Source organism: Rhizobium sp. AG855, assembly GCF_003610655.1.
In the GTDB taxonomy this organism is placed as follows: domain Bacteria; phylum Pseudomonadota; class Alphaproteobacteria; order Rhizobiales; family Rhizobiaceae; genus Allorhizobium; species Allorhizobium wuzhouense.
The window spans coordinates 330,081-354,517 of record NZ_RAQG01000003.1 but is presented as its reverse complement, the minus strand read 5'-3'; the positions used below and the strand labels follow the sequence as shown (position 1 = coordinate 354,517).

At 60.3% G+C, this 24,437-nt stretch carries 27 protein-coding genes and 1 pseudogene; 16 read left to right on the top strand and 12 right to left on the bottom strand.

The annotated features are described in order from the left end of the window. Positions 1–39: 39 nt before the first annotated feature. The 3 genes from DFO46_RS01685 to DFO46_RS01675 form a co-directional block, all read right to left on the bottom strand. Positions 40–1,125: a putative zinc-binding metallopeptidase gene (locus DFO46_RS01685; protein ID WP_120276119.1), complete on the bottom strand. Its 1,086-nt coding sequence runs from the start codon at positions 1,123–1,125 to the stop codon at positions 40–42. A gap of 49 nt (positions 1,126–1,174) precedes the next feature. Further along, positions 1,175–2,155 carry a sensor histidine kinase gene (locus DFO46_RS01680; RefSeq protein ID WP_245422494.1) on the bottom strand — a complete coding sequence of 327 codons (981 nt, stop codon included), beginning with the start codon at positions 2,153–2,155 and terminating at the stop codon, positions 1,175–1,177. Between the two features lie 99 nt (positions 2,156–2,254). Then, positions 2,255–3,049, bottom strand: a complete 795-nt coding sequence (locus DFO46_RS01675) for a response regulator (protein ID WP_110794057.1) — start codon at positions 3,047–3,049, stop codon at positions 2,255–2,257. Between DFO46_RS01675 and DFO46_RS24080 the strand changes: the two genes are divergently transcribed. Beyond that, positions 3,048–3,401: a NepR family anti-sigma factor gene (locus DFO46_RS24080; protein WP_245422493.1), complete on the top strand. Its 354-nt coding sequence runs from the start codon at positions 3,048–3,050 to the stop codon at positions 3,399–3,401. The two genes, DFO46_RS01675 and DFO46_RS24080, sit on opposite strands and share 2 nt — an antisense overlap. A gap of 32 nt (positions 3,402–3,433) precedes the next feature. Here the strand turns inward: DFO46_RS24080 and DFO46_RS01665 are convergent, their stop codons facing one another. Together DFO46_RS01665 and DFO46_RS01660 are read right to left on the bottom strand one after the other, a co-directional pair. Next, entirely contained in the window at positions 3,434–3,874 is a 441-nt protein-coding gene (locus tag DFO46_RS01665) for a hypothetical protein (protein ID WP_120276117.1), read from the bottom strand. A 2-nt stretch (positions 3,875–3,876) separates the two neighbouring features. Beyond that, positions 3,877–4,230 (bottom strand): hypothetical protein, encoded by a 354-nt coding sequence (locus DFO46_RS01660; RefSeq protein WP_245422492.1) that lies wholly within the window; start codon positions 4,228–4,230, stop codon positions 3,877–3,879. Between the two features lie 180 nt (positions 4,231–4,410). Between DFO46_RS01660 and DFO46_RS01655 the strand changes: the two genes are divergently transcribed. After that, positions 4,411–4,608 carry a CsbD family protein gene (locus tag DFO46_RS01655; RefSeq protein WP_110794054.1) on the top strand — a complete coding sequence of 66 codons (198 nt, stop codon included), beginning with the start codon at positions 4,411–4,413 and terminating at the stop codon, positions 4,606–4,608. 61 nt (positions 4,609–4,669) lie between these two features. Here DFO46_RS01655 and DFO46_RS01650 read toward each other — a convergent pair whose 3' ends face one another. Next, entirely contained in the window at positions 4,670–5,527 is an 858-nt protein-coding gene (locus DFO46_RS01650; protein WP_120276116.1) for an aromatic ring-hydroxylating dioxygenase subunit alpha, read from the bottom strand. A 90-nt stretch (positions 5,528–5,617) separates the two neighbouring features. On the opposite strand from DFO46_RS01650, the gene DFO46_RS01645 reads away from it, so the two are divergent. From DFO46_RS01645 to DFO46_RS01625, 5 genes are all read left to right on the top strand, one after another. After that, positions 5,618–5,926 (top strand): hypothetical protein, encoded by a 309-nt coding sequence (locus tag DFO46_RS01645; protein ID WP_245422491.1) that lies wholly within the window; start codon positions 5,618–5,620, stop codon positions 5,924–5,926. Further along, positions 5,923–6,594 (top strand): Rieske (2Fe-2S) protein, encoded by a 672-nt coding sequence (locus tag DFO46_RS01640; protein ID WP_120276115.1) that lies wholly within the window; start codon positions 5,923–5,925, stop codon positions 6,592–6,594. Before DFO46_RS01645 ends, DFO46_RS01640 begins: the two co-directional genes overlap by 4 nt. After that, a complete protein-coding gene (locus tag DFO46_RS01635; RefSeq protein ID WP_120276114.1) occupies positions 6,594–7,220 on the top strand; it encodes a glutathione S-transferase family protein in 627 nt (208 codons plus the stop codon). The genes DFO46_RS01640 and DFO46_RS01635 overlap by 1 nt, the downstream gene beginning before the upstream one ends. Before the next feature lie 59 nt (positions 7,221–7,279). Further along, entirely contained in the window at positions 7,280–8,236 is a 957-nt protein-coding gene (locus DFO46_RS01630) for a D-2-hydroxyacid dehydrogenase (protein WP_120276113.1), read from the top strand. Positions 8,237–8,513: 277 nt separating this feature from the next. Continuing rightward, positions 8,514–9,572 (top strand): enoyl-CoA hydratase/isomerase family protein, encoded by a 1,059-nt coding sequence (locus tag DFO46_RS01625; RefSeq protein ID WP_120276112.1) that lies wholly within the window; start codon positions 8,514–8,516, stop codon positions 9,570–9,572. Positions 9,573–9,922: 350 nt separating this feature from the next. Here DFO46_RS01625 and DFO46_RS01620 read toward each other — a convergent pair whose 3' ends face one another. The 4 genes and pseudogenes from DFO46_RS01620 to DFO46_RS01605 all read right to left on the bottom strand — a co-directional run bounded on the left by DFO46_RS01620 (position 9,923) and on the right by DFO46_RS01605 (position 14,627). Beyond that, complete coding sequence (locus tag DFO46_RS01620) at positions 9,923–11,527, bottom strand: hypothetical protein (protein ID WP_147412728.1); 1,605 nt, start codon at positions 11,525–11,527, stop codon at positions 9,923–9,925. 209 nt (positions 11,528–11,736) lie between these two features. Then, positions 11,737–12,036, bottom strand: a pseudogene (locus tag DFO46_RS01615) (short-chain fatty acyl-CoA regulator family protein); the annotation flags it as partial. A gap of 5 nt (positions 12,037–12,041) precedes the next feature. Continuing rightward, a complete protein-coding gene (locus tag DFO46_RS01610; protein WP_120276110.1) occupies positions 12,042–12,941 on the bottom strand; it encodes a LysR substrate-binding domain-containing protein in 900 nt (299 codons plus the stop codon). Positions 12,942–13,217: 276 nt separating this feature from the next. Continuing rightward, positions 13,218–14,627, bottom strand: a complete 1,410-nt coding sequence (locus DFO46_RS01605; RefSeq protein WP_120276109.1) for a helix-turn-helix transcriptional regulator — start codon at positions 14,625–14,627, stop codon at positions 13,218–13,220. A 133-nt stretch (positions 14,628–14,760) separates the two neighbouring features. On the opposite strand from DFO46_RS01605, the gene DFO46_RS01600 reads away from it, so the two are divergent. The 8 genes from DFO46_RS01600 (at position 14,761) to DFO46_RS01565 (ending at position 21,347) form a co-directional block, all read left to right on the top strand. Then, positions 14,761–16,293 carry an acyl-CoA carboxylase subunit beta gene (locus tag DFO46_RS01600; RefSeq protein ID WP_120276108.1) on the top strand — a complete coding sequence of 511 codons (1,533 nt, stop codon included), beginning with the start codon at positions 14,761–14,763 and terminating at the stop codon, positions 16,291–16,293. A 58-nt stretch (positions 16,294–16,351) separates the two neighbouring features. Next, the gene (locus tag DFO46_RS01595) at positions 16,352–16,585 is read left to right on the top strand and encodes a DUF4160 domain-containing protein (RefSeq protein WP_120276107.1); all 234 of its coding nucleotides are present in this window, start codon (positions 16,352–16,354) and stop codon (positions 16,583–16,585) included. Then, entirely contained in the window at positions 16,560–16,847 is a 288-nt protein-coding gene (locus tag DFO46_RS01590) for a DUF2442 domain-containing protein (protein ID WP_120276106.1), read from the top strand. Before DFO46_RS01595 ends, DFO46_RS01590 begins: the two co-directional genes overlap by 26 nt. Before the next feature lie 109 nt (positions 16,848–16,956). Then, positions 16,957–17,868, top strand: a complete 912-nt coding sequence (yghU, locus tag DFO46_RS01585) for a glutathione-dependent disulfide-bond oxidoreductase (RefSeq protein WP_120276105.1) — start codon at positions 16,957–16,959, stop codon at positions 17,866–17,868. Positions 17,869–17,878: 10 nt separating this feature from the next. After that, positions 17,879–18,256, top strand: a complete 378-nt coding sequence (locus tag DFO46_RS01580) for a hypothetical protein (RefSeq protein WP_110792576.1) — start codon at positions 17,879–17,881, stop codon at positions 18,254–18,256. Between the two features lie 4 nt (positions 18,257–18,260). Beyond that, complete coding sequence (locus DFO46_RS01575) at positions 18,261–18,674, top strand: hypothetical protein (protein WP_120276104.1); 414 nt, start codon at positions 18,261–18,263, stop codon at positions 18,672–18,674. An 88-nt stretch (positions 18,675–18,762) separates the two neighbouring features. Continuing rightward, positions 18,763–19,341, top strand: coding sequence for a tetratricopeptide repeat protein (locus tag DFO46_RS01570; RefSeq protein WP_120276103.1), 579 nt, complete (start codon positions 18,763–18,765; stop codon positions 19,339–19,341). Next, positions 19,338–21,347 carry an acetyl/propionyl/methylcrotonyl-CoA carboxylase subunit alpha gene (locus DFO46_RS01565; protein WP_120276102.1) on the top strand — a complete coding sequence of 670 codons (2,010 nt, stop codon included), beginning with the start codon at positions 19,338–19,340 and terminating at the stop codon, positions 21,345–21,347. Before DFO46_RS01570 ends, DFO46_RS01565 begins: the two co-directional genes overlap by 4 nt. Before the next feature lie 215 nt (positions 21,348–21,562). On the opposite strand, the gene DFO46_RS01560 is transcribed toward DFO46_RS01565, so the two are convergent. Together DFO46_RS01560 and DFO46_RS01555 are read right to left on the bottom strand one after the other, a co-directional pair. Beyond that, positions 21,563–21,904 (bottom strand): type II toxin-antitoxin system RelE/ParE family toxin, encoded by a 342-nt coding sequence (locus DFO46_RS01560; protein ID WP_120276101.1) that lies wholly within the window; start codon positions 21,902–21,904, stop codon positions 21,563–21,565. Continuing rightward, the gene (locus tag DFO46_RS01555) at positions 21,894–22,163 is read right to left on the bottom strand and encodes a type II toxin-antitoxin system ParD family antitoxin (RefSeq protein ID WP_110792570.1); all 270 of its coding nucleotides are present in this window, start codon (positions 22,161–22,163) and stop codon (positions 21,894–21,896) included. Before DFO46_RS01555 ends, DFO46_RS01560 begins: the two co-directional genes overlap by 11 nt. Before the next feature lie 112 nt (positions 22,164–22,275). Between DFO46_RS01555 and scpA the strand changes: the two genes are divergently transcribed. Then, complete coding sequence (gene scpA / locus DFO46_RS01550) at positions 22,276–24,411, top strand: methylmalonyl-CoA mutase (RefSeq protein ID WP_120276100.1); 2,136 nt, start codon at positions 22,276–22,278, stop codon at positions 24,409–24,411. Positions 24,412–24,437: the final 26 nt, after the last annotated feature.

Genomic DNA, 24,437 nt, shown 5'->3' with positions numbered 1-24,437 from the left:
AACGGTCAGAAGTTCCGGAAGAGCCGGAAATGCAAGGGGTCAGAACGGTCTGGCAGTCGCCGAGGAGCGGATCAGACCATGGATATACTTGAGTTTTTCGAATACCGGTTCTGAAAGAACGAACGGATAGAGATCCGGTTGCCCCATGCTGCGGTTGATGCTGTTGATCGCAAGCGTGAGCGGGACCCAGGCGCGGATGAGGGATTCGACCGTGCCGGTCGCATAGCTGTCGAAGGTACGCCGCAACTCGATGCCGACGGCATCCGTCTCCACGTCGGGATTGGTCCGCAGCCCGAAGGCGTCCGCGGTATCAAGAGCATCGACGATGTGGAAGTAGTGGGCGAAGGTCTCGGCGAAATCCTCCCAGGGGTGGCTCGCAGCATAGGCCGATATATAGCTCTGCTCCCAGCCCAATCCGGGACCTTCCGTATAATGCCGTTGCAGCGCCTCGCCATAATCCAGGCGTTCGTCTCCGAACACGGCACGGAAGTCGTCGAAGGCACCGCGGTCGCGCACCAGCACATTCCAGTAGTAATGCGCAACCTCATGGCGGAAGTGACCGAGGAGCGTCCGGAAGGGCTCGCCAAGCGCAACCCGTCTTGCCTCGCGTTCGGGATCCGATGCCTCGGCAATGTTGAGCGTGATCAAGCCCTCGGCATGGCCGGTCAGCACATGGCCTTCCTCGCCCTCTGCTTCCGGATCATCCGCAAGGAAGGCGAAGCCCAGGCCCTTCTCCGGATCTTCGGTCCGGGTCTGAAGCGGCAGACGGAACCGCAGGAGGGAATAGAAGAGGCCGCGTTTGGCCAGTTCGATCTTCTGCCAGTTCGTCTGGTTCTCGACGAGCGTGAGGTCCGGAATGGTGACATTGTGACGGCAGGCAACACAGAAACCGGATGGGTGCCCGTCATCGACCAGCCAGTTGCAGCCGCCGAGCTCGGCATTGGCGCACGCCATAACCGGGCCGATCGCCGACTGGCCGGCAGCAAGGATCGGCGTTCCCTCCGGATCGAGCGAGATCATCTCCAGGGCGGCCGGCCGAAACGCGAGGCGCGCGCTGCAGGTCACACAGCCGTTGTTTTCGAAATGCACGACATTGCTACAGTTGCTGCACGTAAAAAGGCGCATGGCGGCTCTCACAGCTGAAGGGGGGTGCCGCCAGACCGGCGGATCGAGATCAGTCGAATGTCTCGAGCGGGAATGTCAGCTCGTAACGAACAAGTCCGTTTTTCAGGTCGTGTTTCGCCTGGCCGTTGACCGATGACGGCACGACCCGCTCCAGCACGGTGCTGCCGAAGCGGCTCGCCTTGGCGTCCCTGCTCTCGTCGATCCCGGAGAATGGCTCCTCCCAGATGATCTTGACGACGGGACCCTCTGGCAATTCCTGCCGTCGGCAGGTCACTTCGATCGGCCGGCGTCTTTGCAGGAAATCGCCATGGCTGACAGCGTTGACCACCAGCTCATGCAGAGCCAGACCGATATGCAGGGAGGCGTTCGGCGTCAGAAGCACATCATCGCCGGAGACGTGAACAAGGTCACCATTCTCCTGGATGTAGCGCTCGACCTGCTGCTTCAACAGGTCGCGGAAATAGGCACCGCGCCAGCTCGAATCGGTGATCAGGTCCTGCGACTGGGACAAGGCATGCAACCGCCCACGGAACTTTCCAAGGAAGGTGTCGAGCGAGCCGGCATAACGGGCCGTCTGCGAGGCGATGCTCTGGATGATCGCCAGCAGGTTTTTCGATCGGTGACTCACCTCGCGCAGCAACGCTCTCAAAAGCCGTTCGCGACGACGGTCTTCCGTCCTGTCGATGACGACGGTGATCAGGTGAAGATCGTGGTTATCCATCTCCGCCATGCGGCAACGGAATTCGAAGAAGGTGTCGTCGGCCGCCTCGATCTCGAGTTCGGCGCGATCGCCGGGATTCTTGAGGCCGGCCTTCATTTCGACGAGCCGCTCCCCGATCTCCTTGCCGAAGACCGTGGTGTCGGACGGCGTGACCCCAGGCGTCAGCTTCCAACGCGGAGGGAGCGACGTGATGCAGACATACGTCCCATCGCGGCTCTGCAAAATGAGGCTCGCACCCACGTCGATCAGTGCGGTTATGAAGAACTCACGCAGCTGATCCTCGCCGCGCTGAGGTTCAAACCATGTCAACCGATGTACCAAGTGTGATGCTCCGCCGTTTGTCGGCTCCTCGGCCCTCCGCAGCTCAAGGAGCTGGAGAGAGGCCGAACTCCATGAAGATCGCGCGCCTTATGCCTGTTCCGATACCCGTTCGTTGAAAAACAATGCCTGACTGATCAGGGCCTTGACCATGTCCGGATTGAAAGGCTTCGTCACCAGGAACGCGGGTTCCGGACGTTCGCCGGTCAGAAGCCGCTCCGGGAATGCCGTGATGAAGATGACTGGCACCGTGTCGACCTTCAGGATGTCGTTGACGGCATCAATACCGGAGCTGCCGTCTGCGAGCTGGATGTCGGCAAGCACCATCTTCGGGTTGGTGCGCTTGTAGAGATCGACAGCCTCCGCATGGGTGCGGGCGATGCCGGTCACGCGGTGACCCAGATCCTCGACCATCTGTTCGATGTCGAGGGCGATCAGCGGCTCGTCTTCGATGATCATGATATCGGTCGCCACCTGGCGCGAAATTTCCATCGAGGCCTCGTTGAACAAGGAATTGAACTCCGCTTCGGACACGCGCAGGACGCTGGCGGCTTCCGCCGTGGAGAACCCTTCGACGGTGATCAGCAGGAAGGCATGGCGCGCCCGCGTCGGAACGGTGGCAAGATTGGCCGCAGCGCGCTTTTCCCAGGCGAAAGGCGATACGATCGGCGGCAGCTCCACCTTGGTGGAATCGTAGATCGTCACGAACAGCCGGTAGAGGGCTACCCGATCGTCACCCGTATCCGGGAAGATCGAGATATCGGCGATCAGGGCCTCCAGAACCGCTGCAACATAGGCGTCGCCGGATGTCTGCGAACCGGTGACGGCGCGTGCATATCGCCTGAGGTACGGAAGATGGACGGCGACGCGGGCGGTAAGGGACATGCAATTCTCCAATCGAAGTGGAATATGGTGCGGACTCGGCGAAAAACGCATGAAACAAAAAAGAGTTCCACCGTTCGGAACTTTTTTGCATCATGATGCTTATGAGGCTAATTCCCATCTCGCACAATCTCGTCTCGAGAGACAATGGAACGCGAAGATCATGACCGGCACCCCTCCGGATAAACCGGAAAAATCGACGAAATCCTCAGGAAACAAGCAAGTGAACGCGAATGCCATCATCGCCTCCAAGCTCAGAAGCTATTATGATGGGATCATTGACGAAGGCACCCCCGACCACTTGCTGTCGCTCCTGGAACGCCTCCACGAGGCAGAAATGAAATCCAAGAAATAACCCGCGTCCAATACTGGGCTATTCCCGGTTAATCAGTCTCGATCGGAGTTCTGCTGCAGCCGGGTCACGCCATAGACGAGTGCGGCGACCGTCACGGCACCGAGCAACGATCGCCCCCTGAGCAAAGCCGGCACGCCCGCCAGAAGCTGCAAGGTCATGGGGTCGGGGAGCCGCGCCCGCGCCGCACGCCTTTGCGCCTCCAATTTCCGTTCGCTGCGCCGATTGACCAGAGCGATGATGCCCGCAATGACAATCGCGGTTATGGCAGTGACACCACCGACGATGACGGCTGCGAGCGGCCCGCCCACCTCATGCGAGAGATACAGGCCAAGCGCCACCAACAGCGACACATAGGTGGTCAGCGCGAGCACGGCGATGACGGCCCCACCGATGAGCAGCCGGGTCAAGCGGCGGGCTGTCGGTTTCACCTTGCCGAAGGCGAGAATTCCCAATTGCTGGAAGAGTGGAAGCATGTTCAGCGCCGGCTGAGCAGAGCAAGGACATAGCCGACGCCGGCGGCCATCGCCAGCGACTGGAAGGGCTTTGCGCGGACATAGGCTTCGACATCCTCTTCAATCGTCACCAGCGTATCGCGTGCAGATTCGATATATTCCTGAGACGTCTGGCCCGCTTCACGGATCTTGCCGCTGCCGAAGGATGCCAGCGTCTGCGTCAGCGCTGCAATATCGCGACGGAGGTTTTCGAGTTCGGCCTGGACATCGCCGCTTGTCGCATTGGAATCGGTGGATGCTGCTTCAGCGAGGCTGTCCGCGACATCGTCAGCCATGCGTTCAACGTCGCCATTCGGTGCGCCCGGTACGTGTTCCATGATGCGTCTCCTTGTTTGTCTGGTTGCTCCCACAACGCCGCAAGGTGGAGAGTGTTCCGGCGCGACACACGATTGTTCCATTCGTTTGAAGGATTTCCGCGTGGAACTCAGGCCGCGTTTCGACGTTTTCCCATCCGAGGACATGAGCCTCGAAAATTTACCAGACACGGGAGAACACCGATGAATTGGAATCAGATCGAAGGCAATTGGGAACAGTTCAAGGGCAAGGCCCAGACCCAGTGGGGCAAGCTGACCGGTGACGATCTCGACGTCATCAACGGCAAGCGCAAGGAACTGTCCGGCAAGATCCAGGCAGCCTACGGCAAGACCCAGGAAGAAGCCGATCGCGAGATCGACGACTGGATGTCCCGCCACTAAGACCGCAAGGTTTTGAGTGTCCAGAAACCCGGAAGCAGCCGCTTCCGGGTTTCTTGTTGTCTCATGCAGCCACAGTCGTCGCGCCGTAGGTGACGCCCTTTTCCTTGAGCCAGCGGCGATAGGCAATCGACGAGGCATCCGCCCGGGTCGGGATTTCCTTGCGCGGCTCCAGCGGCAGGAGCACCGGCCGCTGATTTTCCAGAATGATGCGATCCTGCAGAAAAATCATCTGCTGGAAATGGATGAGCTCCGTCGTCGTCGAGACATCGTCGATCAGATACATGATCGGATGCGCCCGGCAGCGGCCAGGATCGAGCGGCTGGACGAAGAGCCCGATGACATCCCAGCGATTGGTGGCGTTCGGGCAGGTCTTGTAGAGGATCGTCGTGAATGGCGTCATCACGCGGTACATGTACTGCGTGGTGATGCCGTCCTGCGCCGACAGCGCCGCCTGCGGCTGGAAGAAGGTGCAGTTGGTTGCCCAGACCTCGTCTTCGTCACGCCGGATCTCGACATCGTAGCTTTGCACCTCCGTATGCGGCTCGGCGCCGAGAACATCGGTGTGAACGAAGGGGAAATGCGCCATGTCGAGAAAATTCTCGACGATGCGAAGGCCTGATGCCTTCACGGTGACGACACCGCAGGGGACGTAGCGTCTATCCGCCTCGTCGGCCTCCGGCAGCGGGAAAATCTCACGCTCGGGCGTGCCCAGCGTCGCCCAGAGAAAGCCGAAACGATGGCGCAGCGGCAGCGGCTCGGCGCGCCCCTCGGCAAAGACCTCGATCGCCCCATCCGCTTGCCTGACGACGGTGAGATCCGTTCCGAGCAGCCGGTTCTGCGACCGTCCGACCGGGATCACCGCCTCGGTATCGAGCACGTACCACTGATTGAGCGAAGCCTGGTCGATACCGGTCTGCATGGTCAAGTCTTTCCTCTGGAGCACGGGAGAAACCGCTTGAAACCCGATTGCGCCCGCCGCTAGATTGCCCAAAAATTAGAGCGCGCACAATTGCAAGGCAACACTGATCCCCATCCGATGACGGCGACGGCCGACCAGATGACCGTCGGCTTCACCTTTTCCGGAAGGCTGGAGCCGCAGGGTTTTGTCGCATTCGCCGAACATCGGGCCGCCCGCCTGTCGCTCGGACTGAACATTGCCTCGTGCGACCGGGATCGCTGTCGCCTGACGCTCTCAGGTCCGGAAGCCCTGATCGACGCCTTCGAAATGGCCGTCAGCCTCGGCCCCTATGACAGCATCGTGCTCGACGTATCAAGATTTCAAACCGACGAAGACCTGCCCGCAAAGGCCGCATCATGACCGCTCCCTCGCTTTGGATTCCCGTCGCGCTTTCTGCCGACATCGAAGCCGGCACCTCCGCCGGCACGCTGGTCAACGGCGAGGAGCGCGTTGTCTGGCGTGACGAAAAGGGAGCGATCCATGTCTGGGAAGATCGCTGTCCGCATCGCGGCATGCGCATGAGCTTCGGTTTCGTGCGCGGCGACCACATCGCCTGCCTCTATCACGGCTGGCGCTACGACACCGGTGGGCAGTGTCGCTACATTCCGGCCCACCCGGATCTCGACGTGCCCCAGACCATCAAGGTCCCGACTTTTGCCGCAACCGAACGCGCCGGCGTCGTCTGGATGGCGCCGGACGGGGCAGATGCAACGGACCTCTCGACGCTTCCCGAGACGGCTGAACCCGTTCGCAGCCTCTTCCTCGACATGCCAGCGGCAGCGGCTCTTGCGGCGGTAACGACAGCACTGCCGGAAAGCTACAGTGTGAGCGCAACCTCAGCCTCAACAGTGACCTTGCAAGGGAACGGCACGACCGTGCTGATCGCCGCTCAGACCCGCGATGCTGAGCGCAGCGCACTCCACATGACCGTCACCGACAACGCCGACACCAACGCCCGCCGCAACCTCGCGCTCTGGGCCACGGATCTCCGCAATCGCATCGAAGCCCGCTCGATGGAGGCCGCGTGATGATCAGGCTTTACGACTACCACCTCGACGAAAACGGTTTTCGCGTTCGTCTCCTCTTCTCCATGCTCGGCCTCTCTTTCGAGACAGTTGCCGTCGACAAGGCGCCGGGCCGCGAGCAGCAAAAGCCGCACATGCTGGCGCTCAACCCGACCGGCACGCTGCCGATCCTCGAAGACGGCGATGTCAGGCTCTTCGGCACCGCCGCGATCCTCGCTTACCTCGTCCGCGCCCATGCGCCCGATAGTCCCTGGCTGCCTGCCGATGCCGCAGACTTCGGACGCGTCCAGCAATGGCTGGGCTTTTCCGGCCGCGAACTGAAGCATGCCGTCGACGCGCGTGAGGCGGCGCTTTTCACCTCGGAAGGCGCCAGCGAGACGGATTTGAAGGGCGCGCGAAACGCCTTCCGCATCATGGAGGACCACATGACGCGGAGGCAAATCGAAGGTTTTGACTGGTTCGTCGGCGCCAGCCCGACGCTGGCCGATCTCGCCCTCCTGCCGAGCTTTGCGCTGTCGCGCGACTGCCGCATCGACCACGACGAATATCCGGTGCTCCGCCGCTGGCTGCGCCGTTTCCGGGCGCTTCCGGGCTTCATCACCATGCCCGGCGTACCGGATTACCACTGACCTGCCTTGCCGGCCGAAACCAGCGCGGCTAGGTCAAAGGGCCAGCAGGGAGGTCCGCCATGATCCGCATCGTCTTTCTCGACCGCGACACGCTGTCGCCGGAAACCGTGGTCCGCCCGCCCGCCGTGCCGCATGAAATGGTGGTCCATGCCCGCACCGCCCCGCATCAAGTGGCCGAACGCATCCGCGACGCCGATGTGGTAATCACCAACAAGGCCCCCGTCCGTGCCGAAGCACTCGCCGGCGCCGCGAAGCTCAAGCTGATCGCCGTCTCCGCCACCGGCACCGACATTGTCGACCTCACGGAGGCCAAGGCGCGCGGCATCGCCGTGAGCAACATCCGCAATTACGCCAAGCACACGGTGCCAGAACACACCTTCGCCCTGATGCTGGCGCTGCGCCGCTCGATCCTGCCCTATCGACAGTCGGCGATCGAGGGTCGCTGGCAGCAGGCGGCGCAATTCTGCTATTTCGACTATCCCATTGCCGATCTCGGCGGCGCGACGCTCGGCGTGATCGGCCACGGCACGCTGGGCCAATCCGTAGGGCGCATCGCCGAGGCCTTCGGCATGACGGTGCTCGCCGCCGGTCGTCGCGGCGCTACCGAGCTGAAACCCGGCCAGACGGCCTTCGACGAGGTCCTGAAACGCGCTGACGTGATCACGCTCCACTGCCCGCTGACGCCGGAAACGCGCGGTCTGATCGGCATCAGAGAATTCGCCCTGATGGAGCGAAAGCCGCTGCTCATCAATACGGGTCGCGGCGGCCTCGTCGATGAACTGGCGCTGGAAAAAGCCCTTGATGCCGGCCAGATCTCCGGCGCCGGCTTCGACGTCACCGACGGCGAACCGCCCGCGCCAGACAGCCCGATGATGCGGATCGCGTCACGCGAAAACGTCATCCTTACCCCACATGTCGCCTGGGCCAGCCGCGAGGCGATCCAGGCGCTGGCGGACCAGCTGATCGAGAACATCGAGTTGTTTCTCGGCGGTAAGCCGCGCAATCTTGTTGGCTGATCCTGCTCTGGCAGTTCAAGGCCATCGCATGGGGATACCCCCCTCTGTCAGCTTCGCTGACATCTCCCCCACAAGGGGGGAGAGCGGAGCGCCGCGTTTGCCGATCCCTTGGCGACGCCAACGGAATGCGAACGGGCCGGCCGTTCAGCCAGTCTCCCCCCGTGTGGGGGAGATGCCCGGCAGGGCAGAGGGGGGTCCGTTCCCTATGTAACAGCCCAGCCCTTGCCCTTTGAGAACGACGCATATCTAACTCTTTCAAAACACACGGGAGGACGGCATGCGTTATCTGGAAGCGGACTATCAGGGCGACGAGATCCTGACGGCGAAAAAGGGCGCCATCGGCCTGATCGCCCTCAACCGGCCGCGGGTGCTGAACAGCCTCTCCCACGACATGGTCCTCGATTTCGGCAAGGCGCTTGATGCCTTCGAAGCCGACCGACAAGTAGCAGCGGTCCTCGTCACCGGCGAAGGCGAACGCGGGCTTTGCGCCGGCGGCGATATCAGGATGTTCTATGAAAGTGGCAAGGCCGGCGACGGCAAGGCCTCCGAATTCCTGAAAGCCGAATACCGCCTGAATGCGCGGATCGCCCGGTTCAAGAAGCCCTATGTCGTCGTGATGGACGGCATCACCATGGGCGGCGGCGTCGGCATCTCCAGCCATGGCAGCCACCGCATCGTCACCGAAACGACGAAACTTGCCATGCCCGAAACCGGCATCGGCTTCTTCCCCGACATCGGCGCCACCTGGCTCTTGTCCCGCGCATCCGGCGAACTCGGCACCTGGATGGGGCTATCAGGCGAGGCGGTGAACGGTGCGGATGCCATCACCGCAGGTTTTGCCGACTGGTATGTGCCGCAGAACCGGGTGGCCGAACTTCTGGAGCGGATCGCCGCCCTGCCCGCACCGGCCCTTGGGGCAACCATTGCCTCGACGATCCGCGACTATACCGTCGATGGACCGAAGGGCATTTTCACCGAGGGCCGCGAGATGATCGACCGCTGCTTCGCCTTCGACACAGTCGAGGAGATCATCGCCGCCCTCGAAATGGAAAAGTGCGACCTCGCCACCAGAACGCTCAACGCCATCAGCGCGAAGTCACCGACCAGCCTGAAGGTGACGCTCAGGATGCTGCGAGAGGCCCGCCGCTCGAACGACCTCGAAACCTGCCTCGAACGCGAATTCGCCGGCACCCTGCAGGTGGTGAAAGTCCCCGACTTCTACGAAGGCATCCGCGCCGCGATCATCGACAAGGACCGGAACCCGAAATGGGACCCGGCGACGCTGGAGGATGTGACACCGGAGAGTGTGGAGGCGTTTTTTTGTGGCACGGGATGAGCGGTTGTTTGGGTAGGGTCGGAGCGTATCAGTGTTCCGAGCGACTGGATGTAGCCAACAATAGCCATCGCCTCCTGCCGGGGAGCCCTGAACAGTCTGCCGCTTTGCGACAATAGGAGACGTGAACTGCTTTCAGTTTCGAGGCTGTAAGGCGGCTGGAAGCAAACCCTCCGGTTTTGGAGTCTGCGGTGCGTTATGTGGCATTGAGTGTTCTTAACTTCAGCGCCTGCTTCCCACCCAGTTTTGTCGGCTTGCTCCCACCTTCCCTCCAAGGAGTAGTCGAGATTGCCGAGTTCTGGTTCAGGTACGAAGACTTTGTTTTTGCGGACACTTTGGGCAGTCTAGTGAATTTATGTTCTCGCTAACAAGACTTCGATGCGATTTCGTACGTCATCGTTAGGTTCAAATTCCTTCAGCAGATTTAAGGCAGCCAGGGCTTCCTCAGGCCAGTCTTTTCGATCCCAACCAGATAGGGCGCGAATTGACACATTTCGGTTTCTCACCACCGGGCTTTGCAGTCCCGCAGCAATAAAAGCCCAGCCCTTGCCAGGAAATTTCTCAAGCCCCTGTAAAATGAAGTCCAAGGCGGTATGGGCTGAGTATCCAGGGCCGAAGCCCAACTCGCTTTTCGGGCCCGTCGCAATTTCATTGAGTGGGATGAGTTTCAAGCCAAGCTTGAGCACTTCATCAATGCGTTTCGGATCTGAGTTGCACATCAAATCCCACCAATATTCCTCGCCCGCTTCCGTTCGGGCAAAAAAATAGGGAAATGGATCAATGCCAAATTCCTGGCATACCCTGCTTGCATTCCAAAACTGCTGCCTGTCCCCTAACTCCAGAGCGCTCGATATCTCCCGCTTCCAGTGGTCTTCGGCTAGTCTGTCGGAGAGACTTGCGGATATGCGATCAACGGTGTCGGCGGGCCAATCGTGTTGCAGTTTCCTTTCATCCGACTGATGCTCAGTGAGCCAATCTCGAAGGCGAGAAAGAAAAGAATAGTGCGAAACAGAAACAAAGCTGCTTTCACCATGCTCCAAAAGCGCACGCACGACAGCGCAACCGTGCTCGTAGTCAGACAACCCTTCAGCTGGACCACCATCGCCAACTATCATGGTATCCACGATTTCTACGGCAGAATTGAGCAACTCGTCATCTATTTGATCCGCCTGAAGCGCAATGTGCAGGTCACCTGCTCTGGCGCAAATGCAGGCTAGATATTCATACATTACAGTATTTCTATAGCCTTCACGAAGAAGCCAGTTCTTTATTTCCGGATCAGTTGCCCCTGCAAGCCGCTCGACAGCGTGAATTCGTCCCCATCCTTCGACGGTCTTTGCCAACTTCCAAAGCACTCTTTCGCCGTAAATGACATTATTGGAGATCGCGACTGCGGCATAAAGCGTGAACTCTTCATGTCGGCCGAGCGTCAGGAAAATCTCCGAGTCATCGTGTCCCCGCAGCAGGCCGAGCAATGCCATTGAGAACTTCACCGGCTCTCTGTGAGCGGCATGCGTTGAAAACCAATGCACGATCTCGTACAGCCGGTCAGCGTCTAAAGCCCTTTCCGACCTAATTCTGTCGATAAGCGCATCGATGACGCCGAGAGCTGAACCGTCCTTGATCAGTAGATACAAGCCTCGAACGTTGCTTTCCGATGCATTTTCGATAGCCCGCTTCAACGCCGCATATAGTTCTGAGACAATCTGATCTTCTGGTTTGGAGGCACCGTGATGGCTCATCATTCCATCCAAGGCGCCCGGTACGAATGAAATTTTGTTGGGATCATTGGGCTGTTCATCGGGCAGAACATAGCCTTCGTCCGACAAACATGTCGGTCTTGCCGGGTCTACATGTGCAGCAATGTGTGCATAGATGGATGAAGCGCTTCCCCAAGGCGGGTTTTGCTTGTTAGGAGGCCAGACATTTTTCTTAAATTTCTTAAAGAAATCAAACATGAGAACCGTCGATGCAATTTCAGATTACAAATTGCATACTCTACCAGTTAGTCGATTGCAAACGTTGCCATTTTCTCGGAAAGATTGCCAAAAACCGAAGATCCGCTTCGTCCCGATCACATACATCCGACGCATTTCAGGCAGAAGGGCTGCTTTGAACCCGTTGAAATTTTAGGTCGTTGACTAAACTGAAGGCGCGAAATTGCCCGTTAAGATTCGTTCGGTACGACCGCAATAGGCCGAATGCGGACGACGATGTTTCCTTCCCTCCGAGAAAGATCCCCCCAATCCCAGACATACCCCTTTTCAATCTCATACGGCATCGGGTTCCGCACCCGATGATCCACCACCAGCTTCCTTTTCAGCGGCGGCACGGCGCGGCTGGTGCATTTGACGCGCTCGCAGATGCGGCAGGAAATGCCGATCGGGTTGAAGGCGCCGCTGTTGGAGAGGTCGAGGTCGTCGGCATAGACGACGGCGCTAGCATAGGAGATTTCGCAGCCAAGCGAGAACCCTAACATTCATTGGCAGCCTCAACTCCCTCTAGCCGTTTGACGATCCATTGCACGAAGGCCGCCGCCGCATCCGGCAAATGATCGAGATTTCGGGCGACAAGCCAATAGGCGCCGTGAGGAATGGAATGCTCGAACGGTTGAATGAGCCGCCCTACGCCCAGATCATGCCGAACAAAGAAATCGTCCATAAGCGCGATACCTTCTCCCTGAAGTGCTGCCTGCAGAACCAAGCCCCCATCCGTGTAAACGGTGCCCTTCTGGATGTTTTCCCGTACGCCAGCGGCCGCAAACCAGTTCTGCCATAGATCGCGATTTTCCTCATGGAGAAGAGGAAATTTCAGCAATTCAGAAGGGTCTTGGCATGGGGTCGCCATCAGATGCGGCGCAACAACGGGGACCATATTGGACGGCGTCAGCTGACGGCTGTCCACCCTTGGCCATTCAGTTTTAGCAGCACTATGCCGTATAGCGATGACAGCTTGGCCGGTCCTGAACTCGACAAGTCGACAATCCGTATCCAGGACGATGTCGATATCCGGACGCACTTTCTGGAACGACGCCATATTCCGCACCAGCCATGCTGAGGCAAATGAGGGCTCTACGCTCACCCGAAGGGTTGAGGATCGATAGCTGCCGTCCATGGCATCGAGCGATGCGGCGATATCGTCGAATGCCTTGGTTAAGGTAGCGAGCAACGTTTTGCCGGCCAGCGTAAGTGAAACACTGCGATGGTGTCTCTCGAACAGCATTTGCCCCAAACGGCTCTCAAGTTCGCGGACCTGCCGGCTGATCGCGGCCTGTGAAATATGCAATTCTTCTGCGGCAAGCGTAAAGCTCTGCAGTCGTCCAGCAACCTCAAAACTGCGAAGAGCCGTTAATGGCAGACGCCCACGCTTCATGGATAACCTCAAGTTATGCGACCAGAACGATAAGGTCGTTTGAACGCTGAAAGCAAGTGGCATGGAATGACGGTGAAGGAGTTGCCGTCATGTTAAATGCTATATTCGAAGTCCTCTGGGAGACGATCCGTCTCCTGACGTTCCAGTCAGGAAATCAAGGCACGAAGGGGAAAAGGACAGGAGGCCGGCCACGAAAGGCGGACTTGTGCGATTGAAATTCGCGACCAAAATCCCTGGCTCCACCGAGACACATCACTCCAATCAGCAAAATCCCCCTCACTCAATCTCATAAGGCATCGAATTCCGCACCCGATGATCCACCACCAGCTTCCTTTTCAGCGGCGGCACGGCGCGGCTGGTGCATTTGATGCGCTCGCAGATGCGGCAGGAAATGCCGATGGGGTCGAAGGCGCCGCGGTTGGAGAGGTCGAGGTCGTCGGCATAGACGAAGGCGCCGGCATAGGAGATCTCGCAGCCGAGCGCGAGCGCGTAGCGCGGATTGGCAGCGCGGAAGCCGGCGGAGCCTTTTGACACTTGCGTCGCGATGCAGAGATAGCGAACCCCGTCGGGCGTTTCCGCCGTCTGGCGGATGATCCGGCCGGGCGTCTCGAAGGCCTGATGCGCATTCCAGAGCGGACAGGCCGCCCCGAAGCGGGCGAATTGCAGGCGGGCAGCACTATGCCGCTTGGTGATATTGCCGGCCCGGTCGATGCGGGCAAAGAAGATCGGCACGCCCTTGAGGCCCGGGCGCTGCAGCGTCGAGAGACGGTGGCAGACCTGTTCGAGCGAGGCCTCGAAACGGGCGGCGAGCAGCTCGATGTCGTGACGGAGATCCCGCGCGGCGGTGAGGAAGCTGCGATAGGGCAGGATCAGCGCGCCGGCGAAATAGTTGTAGAGCCCCATGCGACAGATCTCGACCGCCTCTTCGCTGCGGAAATTCGCCTGTTTCAGCACCTGGTCGATCTTCGTGGCCGCCGCCAGCTGGGCGATCTGGATGGCAATCTGGAAATCGCGGGTGGGAGCCGAGGCATAGCGGCTGACGGTGAGGATCCGCCCCACCGGATCGAAGCGGCGGATGGCCTCGTCGCCCGCTTCGCCGCGCACGACGCGCACGCCGTGACGCGCTTCGAGATGGCCTGAGAGCGCCGCGTAATTCTCCCCCTCCCCGAGCTTCAGCTCTGTCGCCAGTTGCTCGGCGGCGAGGTCGAGATCATGGATGTAATTGTCGACGAAATGGAAGAAGTCGCGCACCTCGTCATAAGGCGTCACCTCCTGGCTGGGTGCTGCCCCCAGCCGGTCGTCGAGGCTCGCCAGCTGCTCGTTGCCGCGCCGGTAAGCCTGATGGGCTGCAATCAGCGCATGGGCAAAACCCGGCGCGTTCTGGGTGACGAGCTTTAATTCCTGCAGGCTCGGCGAATAGGTCTCGAACAAGGGATCAGACAGCGCCTCCGTCAGCGCCGACATCAGCCGGTCGTTCTGGCCGGAGGACAGCTCGGTAATGTCGATGCCGAACTTTTCCGCCAGCGACAGCAGCACCGAAGCCGAGACCGGGCGCTGGTTGTTTTCGATCTGGTTGAGATAGCTGGTGGAAATGCCGACCATATCGGCAAACTGCGCCTGGGTGGCGCCGTTCGCCTGGCGGATGTCGCGGACCTTGCGGCCGATGAAGAGTTTTCCGATGGCCATTTCGCAAATTCGCAATTTTCACTTTGCAAATTCATAAATCCACAGATGCACCTGTTCAACCGTTTTCTTCTGCGGCACAGTGGAATAGGTGTCACACAAGGCCTTGAAGCCAGAAGACCATTCGGGAGGAAGCATGTCGACGATCCTGGACCAGCTCGAAGCCCGTCGCGACGAGGCCCGCCTCGGCGGCGGCGAAAAGCGCATTGCCGCCCAGCACGGCAAGGGCAAGCTGACCGCCCGCGAGCGCATCGAGGTCCTGCTCGACGAAGGCTCGTTCGAAGAATACGACATGTATGTCACCCATCGCTGCGTTGATTTCGGCATGGCCGAGCAGAAGGTGCCGGGCGATGGCGTGGTCACCGGCTGGGGCACGATCAACGGCCGCCAGGTCTATGTTTTCTCCCAGGATTTCACCGTGCTCGGCGGCTCGCTGTCGGAAACCCATGCCCAGAAGATCTGCAAGATCATGGATATGGCGATGAAGGTGGGTGCACCGGTCATCGGCCTGAATGATTCCGGCGGCGCGCGCATCCAGGAAGGTGTAGCGTCGCTCGCCGGTTATGCCGATGTCTTCAAGCGCAATGTCGATGCCTCGGGCGTCATCCCGCAGATCTCCGTCATCATGGGCCCCTGCGCCGGTGGTGCCGTCTATTCGCCGGCCATGACCGATTTCATCTTCATGGTCCGCGACAGCTCCTACATGTTCGTCACCGGCCCCGACGTGGTAAAGACCGTCACCAACGAAATCGTCACGGCGGAAGAGCTGGGCGGCGCCTCGACGCACACGAAAAAGTCCTCCGTCGCCGATGGCGCCTATGAGAACGACATCGAGGCCTTGGAACAGGTCCGCCTGCTCTTCGATTTCCTGCCATTGAACAACCGTGAGAAGCCGCCGGTTCGTCCTTTCCATGACGATCCGGCGCGCATCGAGATGCGGCTCGACACGCTGATCCCCGACAGCTCCAACAAGCCCTATGACATGAAGGAGCTGATCTACGCGCTGGCCGACGAAGGCGATTTCTTCGAGATCCAGGAAGCCTTTGCGAAGAACATCATCACCGGCTTCATCCGGATGGAAGGCCAGACGGTCGGCGTCGTTGCCAACCAGCCCATGGTGCTGGCCGGCTGCCTTGATATCGACAGCTCACGCAAGGCCGCCCGCTTCGTCCGCTTCTGCGATGCCTTCTCGATCCCGATCCTGACGTTGGTCGACGTGCCCGGCTTCCTGCCCGGCACCGCCCAGGAATATGGCGGCGTCATCAAGCATGGCGCAAAACTCCTGTTTGCCTACAGCCAGGCGAGCGTGCCGATGGTGACCCTCATCACCCGCAAGGCCTATGGCGGCGCCTATGACGTCATGGCCTCAAAGCATATCGGCGCCGATATCAACTATGCCTGGCCGACCGCCGAAATCGCTGTGATGGGCGCGAAGGGGGCAACCGAAATCCTCTACCGCTCGGAACTCGGCGATGCCGAGAAGATTGCCGAGCGGACGAGAGAATACGAAGTCAACTTCGCCAACCCATTCAAAGCCGCCGAACGCGGCTTCATCGACGAGGTGATCATGCCGCATTCGTCGCGCCGCCGCATTGCCAAGGCTTTTGCCAGCCTCAGGAACAAGCAGGTCGGCACGCATTGGAAAAAGCACGACACGATCCCGCTGTGAGGCCCAGTGTGAGGCCCAGTGTGAGGCCCATTGTGAGGCTCTGTGTGAGGAAGGCGAGATGCCGACGATCTTCGAATGGAAAGGCTGGAAATTCTTGTTTTTCAGCCTGGATCGGGCCGAACCGCCTCACATCCATGTCCGGAAGGATCGCAAGGAACTGAAACTATGGCTCGATCCCGTGCGTGTGGCGTATAATCGACGGGTACCGGATCACGAGGTCAACGCCATCATTGATGTCGTGAATGAACATCGGAAGGAGTTCATTGATGCCTGGAAGCGCTATTTCGGATGAGAGCTGGGAAGAGTTCGAACCGGTTGAGGCCACATGCAGCGACAGCGAGCTGATTGTCGTGCTTGCGAATGGACTGAAGCTCTCGACGCCTTTGTGGTGGTATCCGCCGCTGCTGGCGGCGAACCCGGAAGCGCGAAACCGCATCGAGCTTTCGCCCTCGGGCGTTCATTGGCCAGAACTCGATGAAGATCTCAGCATCGACGGGATGCTGAAAGGCCAAAAATATCCGGGCGCGAAACCGCCCGCAGAAGCTGCGGAGTAAGATGGACGGACGACGAACGACAGAATAGGGGCTGAGGCGAAGCGCCATCATCGCCTATATAGAACCCTGTAGCGCTGTTCGCGCGCCCACCAAACAAGGATCCGATTTCATGACCGACGAAAAATTCCCGCCCGAGAACAATCTGCCAGCCGGCTACGTGCCCCCGAAGGTCTGGACTTGGGAACCCGGCAATGGCGGCCAGTTCGCCAGCATCAACCGTCCGACGGCTGGCGCGCAGACAGAGGTCGAGCTTCAGGTGGGAAAGCATCCGCTGCAGCTCTATTCGCTGGCAACGCCGAACGGCCAGAAAGTGACGATTCTTCTGGAAGAGCTTCTGGCAGCAGGCCATGACGGCGCTGAATACGATGCCTGGCTGATCAATATCGGCAAGGGCGACCAGTTCGGCTCCGGCTTTGTCGAGATCAACCCGAATTCGAAGATCCCGGCGCTCGCCGACCATGCACCTGTCGATGGCGGCAAGCCGGTTCGTCTGTTCGAGTCAGCTTCGATCATGACCTATTTGGCGGAAAAATTCGGCGCCTTCCTGCCGTCGGAAACCCGCGCTCGCGCCGAAGCGCTCAACTGGCTGTTCTGGCAGATGGGTTCCGCCCCCTTCGTCGGCGGCGGTTTCGGCCACTTCTTCTCCTATGCGCCGATGAAGATCGAATATGCGATCGACCGTTACGCCATGGAGGCCAAGCGCCAGCTCGACGTGCTGAATCGCCAGCTCGCCGACAACGAGTTTGTTGCGGGCAAGGACTACACCATCGCCGACATGGCGATCTGGCCCTGGTATGGCCGTTTGGCGCTGGACGAATCCTATGCCGATGCCGGTACATTCCTGTCGACCCATGAATATGCGCATGTCCTGCGCTGGGCCAGACAGCTGGCTGCCCGCCCGGCCCTCAAGCGCGGCATCATGGTCAACAAGACCTCCGGCCCGCTCTCCGAACAGCTGCATGAACGTCACGACGCCTCCGACTTCGACACGAAGACGCAGGACAAGATCGAGAAGGCGTAAGGAGATCATCATGGCCAGTCTGCCCGACATGACGAAACATCGCGGATTTCCCGGCGGCATGCCGGGCACTGGCGTGCAATTCACCATCCGCCGCGCCAATCCGCGCGGCGTGACCCCGATCAAGGCCCTGCCAAGAAAGGCGAGACCCGGCACCAAGGAACACCGCATCGACGCGGCCTTCCTGCATGCGCTCTGGCACCATTTCGGGGCGGAGCCTTTCGAGCGTGGCAATCTCGACGCCGCACGTTTGAGCCTGCTCTTCGGCCGCGAGGTCGTGTCCGCCACCAAGGAATTCGACCCGCTCTCTTACGAAGCCATGCTCGTCATCGACGAGAAGGTGGCGCGCAAGAATTTCCCCGAATCCTTCGACGACGTGTTCGAGGTCTAAACGGATGGCCAAGGCCCCACTCATGCCGAAACACCAGGGCTTTCCGCTCGGCCTGCCCGGAACGCAATGGCAGTTCACGATCCGCCGGCCGAACCCGAAGGTGACGCCGCTCACCAACTGGCCCCGCCACCGCACGATGGACAAGACGGTGGCGCTGGCCGACCTCGGCTTCGTCCAGGCACTCTGGCAGTTCTTCGGCACGGAACCCTTCGAACGCGGCAATCTCGACGGCGAACGCCTCTGCCGGCTGTTCGGACGCGAGGTGATTGCAGCCGAACGCGGCTTCGATCCGCAATCCTATTTTGCCAGGCTGAAGCTGAATGAACCGCTGGCGAGGAAGAACTTTCCGGAAGCGTTCGAGGACCTGAAGGACGAGCAGAGCGTGGCGAAGGGATTGAAGAAGAAGGTGCGGGAATAGCGAGCAAACAACGGGATTGCACGGCATCCTAGGTGCTTGTCATTTACATCTCAGCGGGAAAGTTCGGCGAACTCCAGGGGGCAAGGGAATGATCAGAGATATCTTCAAGTACCTGACAGTTATGGCAGTGGTGCTCCAAGCCTCCTTCGCCGGCGCGAAGGAAATCCCGATGTGGGAAGGTCTCACCAAGAGCGAGCAACAGCAGAAAGCTGACACGGAGCTGATAGAAGCAGCGCGTAAAGCTGGCGGCGGCACCTTGGTCAAGGCCACCTATCGCGCGATCCAACTGGGCTGGCAGTTTGTTGCGCAGGGGGATCCCGAGACGGCCATCAAACGGTTCAACCAGGCTTGGCTGTTTGAACCAGATAACGCTGACATTCACTGGGGTTTTGCTGTGGCGACCGCTCTTCAAGGGGCGCCATTGTCAACAGTGGAGCGACATTTCGCTCAGGCGGAGAGTGTCAAGAAGAACGATGCCGCGCTCTTTGCCGATCATGGGCGCGTTCTACAGCAGCGGGGCGAGAACCAGCGAGCAATCGTCTATTTCAAAAAATCCCTGAGCATCAACCCCGATCATCGGGATGCGCATGTCGGAATGATGCTCGCCTCGGCGGCCCTTGGCGACATGAAGACAGCGGAAGAACACCGAAGGTTGTTAGGCAAATGATCCAGAAAATCCTCATCGCCAACCGGGGCGAAATTGCCTGCCGGGTCATCAAGACCGCGAAGAAGCTCGGCATTAAGACGGTCGCCGTCTATTCCGATGCCGACCGCAATGCGCTTCATGTCGAGATGGCCGATGAGGCTGTGTTTATCGGCCCGGCGCCGTCGAACCAGTCCTATATCGTCATCGACAAGATCCTCGATGCCATCCGGCAGACGGGCGCGGACGCTGTGCATCCCGGCTACGGCTTCCTCTCGGAAAACGCCGGTTTTGCCGAAGCGCTGGAAAAGGCGGGCGTGACCTTCATCGGCCCGCCGGTGAACGCCATCCAGGCGATGGGTGACAAGATCACTTCGAAGAAGCTCGCGGCCGAAGCCGGCGTCTCGACGGTGCCCGGCCACATGGGCCTGATTGCCGATGCCGACGAGGCGGTCAAAATCTCCGATCAGATCGGCTATCCCGTGATGATCAAGGCCTCCGCCGGCGGCGGCGGCAAGGGCATGCGCATTGCCTGGAACGCGAAAGAAGCCCGCGAAGGGTTCCAGTCGTCGAAGAACGAAGCGAAGAATTCCTTCGGCGATGACCGCATCTTCATCGAGAAATTCGTCACTGAGCCGCGCCATATCGAAATCCAGGTGCTCGGCGACAAGCATGGCAACACGCTCTATCTCGGCGAGCGCGAATGTTCGATCCAGCGGCGAAACCAGAAGGTCATCGAAGAGGCCCCCTCACCTTTCCTCGATGCCGCCACCCGCAAGGCCATGGGCGAACAGGCGGTCGCACTCGCCAAGGCCGTGGGATATCACTCCGCCGGGACGGTCGAATTCATCGTCGATGGCAAGCAAAACAAGTTCTACTTCCTGGAGATGAACACCCGCCTGCAGGTCGAACATCCCGTGACCGAGCTGGTGACCGGTCTTGATCTCGTCGAGCAGATGATCCGTGTGGCAGCCGGCGAAAAGCTTAGCTTTGGCCAGGACGACGTGAAGCTGAACGGCTGGGCCATCGAAAGCCGTCTCTACGCCGAAGACCCCTATCGCAACTTCCTGCCCTCGATCGGCCGACTCACCCGCTACCGTCCGCCGGCAGAGGGCACGACCGCCGACGGCACTGTCGTTCGCAACGACACCGGCGTCTTCGAAGGCGGCGAGATCTCGATGTATTACGACCCGATGATCGCCAAGCTCTGCACCTGGGCCCCCGATCGTCTGACCGCGATTGACGCGATGAGCGAGGCGCTCGACAGCTTCGAGGTCGAAGGCATCGGCCACAACCTGCCCTTCCTGTCGGCGGTCATGAACCAGGAGCGCTTCCGCTCCGGCAAGATCACCACGGCCTATATCGCCGAGGAGTTCAGGGACGGCTTTACCGGCGTCACCCCGGATGCCGCCTCGGCCGAAAAGCTCGCGGCCATCGCCGCCATCATCAATCATCGCCTGCAGGCCCGCGCGATCCAGATCTCCGGCACCATCGGAAACCATGCGCGCAAACTCGGCAAGAACTGGGTCGTCAATCTGGCGGGTGGCGATCATGCATTGGCCGTTACCGAAGGTACCGGCAATACACGCGTCGCCTTCGAAGCCGGCAACGAGCTTGTGATCGCCACAGACTGGCAGCCAGGTCAGACACTTGCCCATGCCGACATCGGCGGCGAGACGCTCGCGGTGAAGGTCGACCTCAAGGGCCCCGCCATCCGGCTGAGCTGGCGCGGCATGGATTTGACCGCCCGCGTCCGCTCGCCGCGTGTCGCGGCGCTTGCCAAACTCATGCCCGAAAAGCTGCCACCGGATACGTCCAAGATGCTGCTCTGCCCGATGCCGGGTGTGATCACCGGGGTTGCGGTCAAGGAGGGCGAGACCGTGGAAGCCGGTCAGGCGCTCGCCACCGTCGAGGCGATGAAGATGGAGAACATCCTGAAGGCCGAACGCCGTGGCACCGTGAAGAAGATCGTCGTCAAGCCGGGCCAGAGCCTGGCGGTGGATGAGCTGATCATGGAGTTTGAGGGGTGACGTCCGTCGCGGGAATACCCCCCTCTGTCGGCTACGCCGACATCTCCCCCACAAGGGGGGAGATTGGCCGCCGGCTTTGTGCCGACCTCACGAACTCGACCGTAAATGTCTTGCGGAAGTTCGGCCCCACTCCACTCTCCCCCCTTGTGGGGGAGATGTCCGGCAGGACAGAGGGGGGTAGCAACGCAGCAGACCAGCAGACGAAGCAAAGGCGCCTAGGACAGCCGCTTCAGCATATGCCGCTGATGATTCTGTCCGCCGAAGAAGACGGCGATAACTCGAATGGTGTGCGTCGCCTCGTAGACGTCGAAATAGATGACTGCGCGGTTCTTGGTGACGTGACGCAGACCGTCGCCAATCTCCTTCGACAATGTCCCCTGATAGGGCGCTTTCCCGAGACCAAAGATATCGCTGCGGATTCGGCGAACGCGTTCAGATGCTTGATCAAAGGCATCTTCGAGAGGTTCACCCAACTGGGTGTAGGACTGAACAAGATGATCGAAGATCTGCTTGAGATCGCTCTCGCTTTCTTCCGAAAGTTCGATCTCAAAGACCATACTCGGCCTTCTTTGCAGCAATCATCGCCTCGATCCGCTCGTGGCTTTCAGCCTCAGAGAGGAATGGCCCCTTGCGCCGACGCTCAATTAGCGCCCGCAACGCCTCTACATCTTCCTCCCGCATCTCCGTCTCTTCGCGCACCAGATCCAGCCCTCGCTCGACGACCGCTGCGAGGCTCGGGAAATGGCCATCCTCGACCAGCTTGCGGGCGAATTCTTCCTGCTGGGGCGAGAGCGAGACAGAGGCTTTTACGGTCATGGCATGGCGCTCCAGTTTGGCCTCTAAGAATACCCCGGACCCGAAATCCCGTCAAACTGACCTCCCTCGGCGAACAGCCGAACCGCGCAGCCTTCAGATAAGGATCGCATCGATGACCAAGAAAACCATCGCCGACTGGCAGGCGCTTGCCGAGAAGGAACTGAAGCGTCCGGCCGACAGCCTCGTCTGGAACACGCCCGAGGGCATTCCGGTGAAGCCGCTTTATACGGCAGAGGACATCGCCGGCATCGGCCACCTCGACAGCCTGCCGGGCTTTGCCCCCTTTGTGCGCGGGCCGCGCGCCACCATGTATGCCGGCCGCCCCTGGACGATCCGGCAATATGCCGGCTTCTCGACCGCGGAAGAGAGCAATGCCTTCTACCGAAAGGCACTGGCCGCCGGCCAGCAGGGCGTCTCCGTCGCCTTCGACCTCGCCACCCATCGCGGCTATGACTCGGATCATCCCCGCGTCGAGGGCGATGTCGGCAAGGCGGGTGTGGCAATCGATAGCGTCGAGGACATGAAGATCCTCTTCGACGGCATTCCGCTGCAGGACATCTCGGTGTCGATGACCATGAATGGCGCCGTCATCCCGATCCTGGCGAACTTCATTGTTACGGGTGAGGAGCAAGGGGTATCGCGCGAAAAACTGTCGGGGACCATCCAGAACGACATCCTCAAGGAGTTCATGGTCCGCAACACCTATATCTACCCGCCGGAACCCTCGATGCGGATCATCGCCGACATCATCGAATACACGGCGAAGGAGATGCCGAAGTTCAACTCGATCTCGATCTCCGGCTATCACATGCAGGAGGCGGGCGCGACGCTGGTGCAGGAGCTTGCCTTCACGCTGGCAGACGGGCGCGAATATGTCCGCGCGGCCATCGCCAAGGGCATGGATGTCGATGAATTCGCCGGTCGGCTGTCGTTCTTCTTTGCCATCGGCATGAACTTCTTCATGGAGGCAGCCAAGCTGCGCGCCGCCCGCCTGCTCTGGACCCGCATCATGCAAGAATTTGAGCCGAAGAAGGCGTCCTCCCTGATGCTGCGCACCCATTGCCAGACCTCGGGGGTGTCGCTTGCCGAACAGGACCCCTACAACAACATCATCCGCACCGCCTTCGAGGCCATGTCGGCAGCCCTTGGCGGCACGCAGTCGCTGCACACCAATTCCTTCGACGAGGCGATCGCCCTGCCGACGGAGTTTTCCGCCCGCATCGCCCGCAACACCCAGTTGATCCTGCAGAACGAGACGGGTGTCACCAAGGTGGTCGATCCGCTGGCCGGCTCCTATTATGTCGAGAGCCTGACCAACGAACTCGCGGAAAAAGCCTGGGCCCTGATCGAGGAAGTCGAAAGCCTGGGTGGCATGACCAAGGCCGTCGATGACGGCCTGCCGAAGCGTCTGATCGAGGAAGCCGCCACCCGCCGCCAGGCCGCAGTCGACCGGGGTGAGGAGGTGATCGTTGGGGTCAACAAGTTCCGCCTGGAAAACGAAGAACCCATCGACATCCTGCAGATCGACAACACCGCCGTTCGCCTGTCGCAGGTCAAGCGCATCGAGCAGACGCGTCGCCAGCGCGACCCAAAGCGGGTGAGCGAAACGCTTGCGAGGCTGACCGAAGTCGCCAAGACAGGTCAAGGGAATATCCTCGAAGCCGCCGTCGACGCGGCCCGCGCCCGTGCCACCGTGGGCGAGATCTCTGATGCCATGCGCGCCGTCTTTGGCGATCACGTCGCCGTCCCCGAAGTGGTGCATGACATCTACGGCAAGGCTTACGATGGCGATCCGGAAATGGAGACGCTGTCGACCCGCCTCAAGGACTACGGCAAGGCCGCCTCCAAGCCGCGCATCCTGATCGCCAAGCTCGGCCAGGATGGCCATGACCGCGGCGCCAAGGTGATTGCGTCGGCCTTTGGTGACATCGGCTTTGATGTCGTGGCGGGTCCGCTCTTCCAGACACCGGAGGAAGCGGCGGATCTCGCCGTCGCCAACAAGGTCCAGGTCGTTGGAATGTCCTCGCTTGCCGCAGGCCACAAGACGCTGGCTCCGCAGCTGGTCGAAGCGCTGAAGGCCAAGGGCGCGAACGACGTGATCGTCGTCGTTGGCGGGGTCATTCCGCGCCAAGACTACGACTTCCTGCTGGAACATGGCGTTTCCGCCGTTTTCGGCCCCGGAACCAATGTCATGGATGCTGCGCGCTCCGTGCTTGACCTGCTGGAAGGTCGCCTGCGAAACAGTTGAGACGCAGGCAGCGCTCGGGGAGGAGC

Coding starts and splice junctions, on each gene's coding strand:
- DFO46_RS01685 (WP_120276119.1), bottom strand. CDS start 1,125: ATGCGCCTTTTTACGTGCAGCAACTGTAGCAATGTCGTGCATTTCGAA.
- DFO46_RS24080 (WP_245422493.1), top strand. CDS start 3,048: ATGCAATTCTCCAATCGAAGTGGAATATGGTGCGGACTCGGCGAAAAA.
- DFO46_RS01675 (WP_110794057.1), bottom strand. CDS start 3,049: ATGTCCCTTACCGCCCGCGTCGCCGTCCATCTTCCGTACCTCAGGCGA.
- DFO46_RS01665 (WP_120276117.1), bottom strand. CDS start 3,874: ATGCTTCCACTCTTCCAGCAATTGGGAATTCTCGCCTTCGGCAAGGTG.
- DFO46_RS01660 (WP_245422492.1), bottom strand. CDS start 4,230: ATGGAACACGTACCGGGCGCACCGAATGGCGACGTTGAACGCATGGCT.
- DFO46_RS01655 (WP_110794054.1), top strand. CDS start 4,411: ATGAATTGGAATCAGATCGAAGGCAATTGGGAACAGTTCAAGGGCAAG.
- DFO46_RS01650 (WP_120276116.1), bottom strand. CDS start 5,527: ATGCAGACCGGTATCGACCAGGCTTCGCTCAATCAGTGGTACGTGCTC.
- DFO46_RS01640 (WP_120276115.1), top strand. CDS start 5,923: ATGACCGCTCCCTCGCTTTGGATTCCCGTCGCGCTTTCTGCCGACATC.
- DFO46_RS01635 (WP_120276114.1), top strand. CDS start 6,594: ATGATCAGGCTTTACGACTACCACCTCGACGAAAACGGTTTTCGCGTT.
- DFO46_RS01630 (WP_120276113.1), top strand. CDS start 7,280: ATGATCCGCATCGTCTTTCTCGACCGCGACACGCTGTCGCCGGAAACC.
- DFO46_RS01625 (WP_120276112.1), top strand. CDS start 8,514: ATGCGTTATCTGGAAGCGGACTATCAGGGCGACGAGATCCTGACGGCG.
- DFO46_RS01620 (WP_147412728.1), bottom strand. CDS start 11,527: ATGTTTGATTTCTTTAAGAAATTTAAGAAAAATGTCTGGCCTCCTAAC.
- DFO46_RS01610 (WP_120276110.1), bottom strand. CDS start 12,941: ATGAAGCGTGGGCGTCTGCCATTAACGGCTCTTCGCAGTTTTGAGGTT.
- DFO46_RS01605 (WP_120276109.1), bottom strand. CDS start 14,627: ATGGCCATCGGAAAACTCTTCATCGGCCGCAAGGTCCGCGACATCCGC.
- DFO46_RS01600 (WP_120276108.1), top strand. CDS start 14,761: ATGTCGACGATCCTGGACCAGCTCGAAGCCCGTCGCGACGAGGCCCGC.
- DFO46_RS01595 (WP_120276107.1), top strand. CDS start 16,352: ATGCCGACGATCTTCGAATGGAAAGGCTGGAAATTCTTGTTTTTCAGC.
- DFO46_RS01590 (WP_120276106.1), top strand. CDS start 16,560: ATGCCTGGAAGCGCTATTTCGGATGAGAGCTGGGAAGAGTTCGAACCG.
- yghU (WP_120276105.1), top strand. CDS start 16,957: ATGACCGACGAAAAATTCCCGCCCGAGAACAATCTGCCAGCCGGCTAC.
- DFO46_RS01580 (WP_110792576.1), top strand. CDS start 17,879: ATGGCCAGTCTGCCCGACATGACGAAACATCGCGGATTTCCCGGCGGC.
- DFO46_RS01575 (WP_120276104.1), top strand. CDS start 18,261: ATGGCCAAGGCCCCACTCATGCCGAAACACCAGGGCTTTCCGCTCGGC.
- DFO46_RS01570 (WP_120276103.1), top strand. CDS start 18,763: ATGATCAGAGATATCTTCAAGTACCTGACAGTTATGGCAGTGGTGCTC.
- DFO46_RS01565 (WP_120276102.1), top strand. CDS start 19,338: ATGATCCAGAAAATCCTCATCGCCAACCGGGGCGAAATTGCCTGCCGG.
- DFO46_RS01560 (WP_120276101.1), bottom strand. CDS start 21,904: ATGGTCTTTGAGATCGAACTTTCGGAAGAAAGCGAGAGCGATCTCAAG.
- DFO46_RS01555 (WP_110792570.1), bottom strand. CDS start 22,163: ATGACCGTAAAAGCCTCTGTCTCGCTCTCGCCCCAGCAGGAAGAATTC.
- scpA (WP_120276100.1), top strand. CDS start 22,276: ATGACCAAGAAAACCATCGCCGACTGGCAGGCGCTTGCCGAGAAGGAA.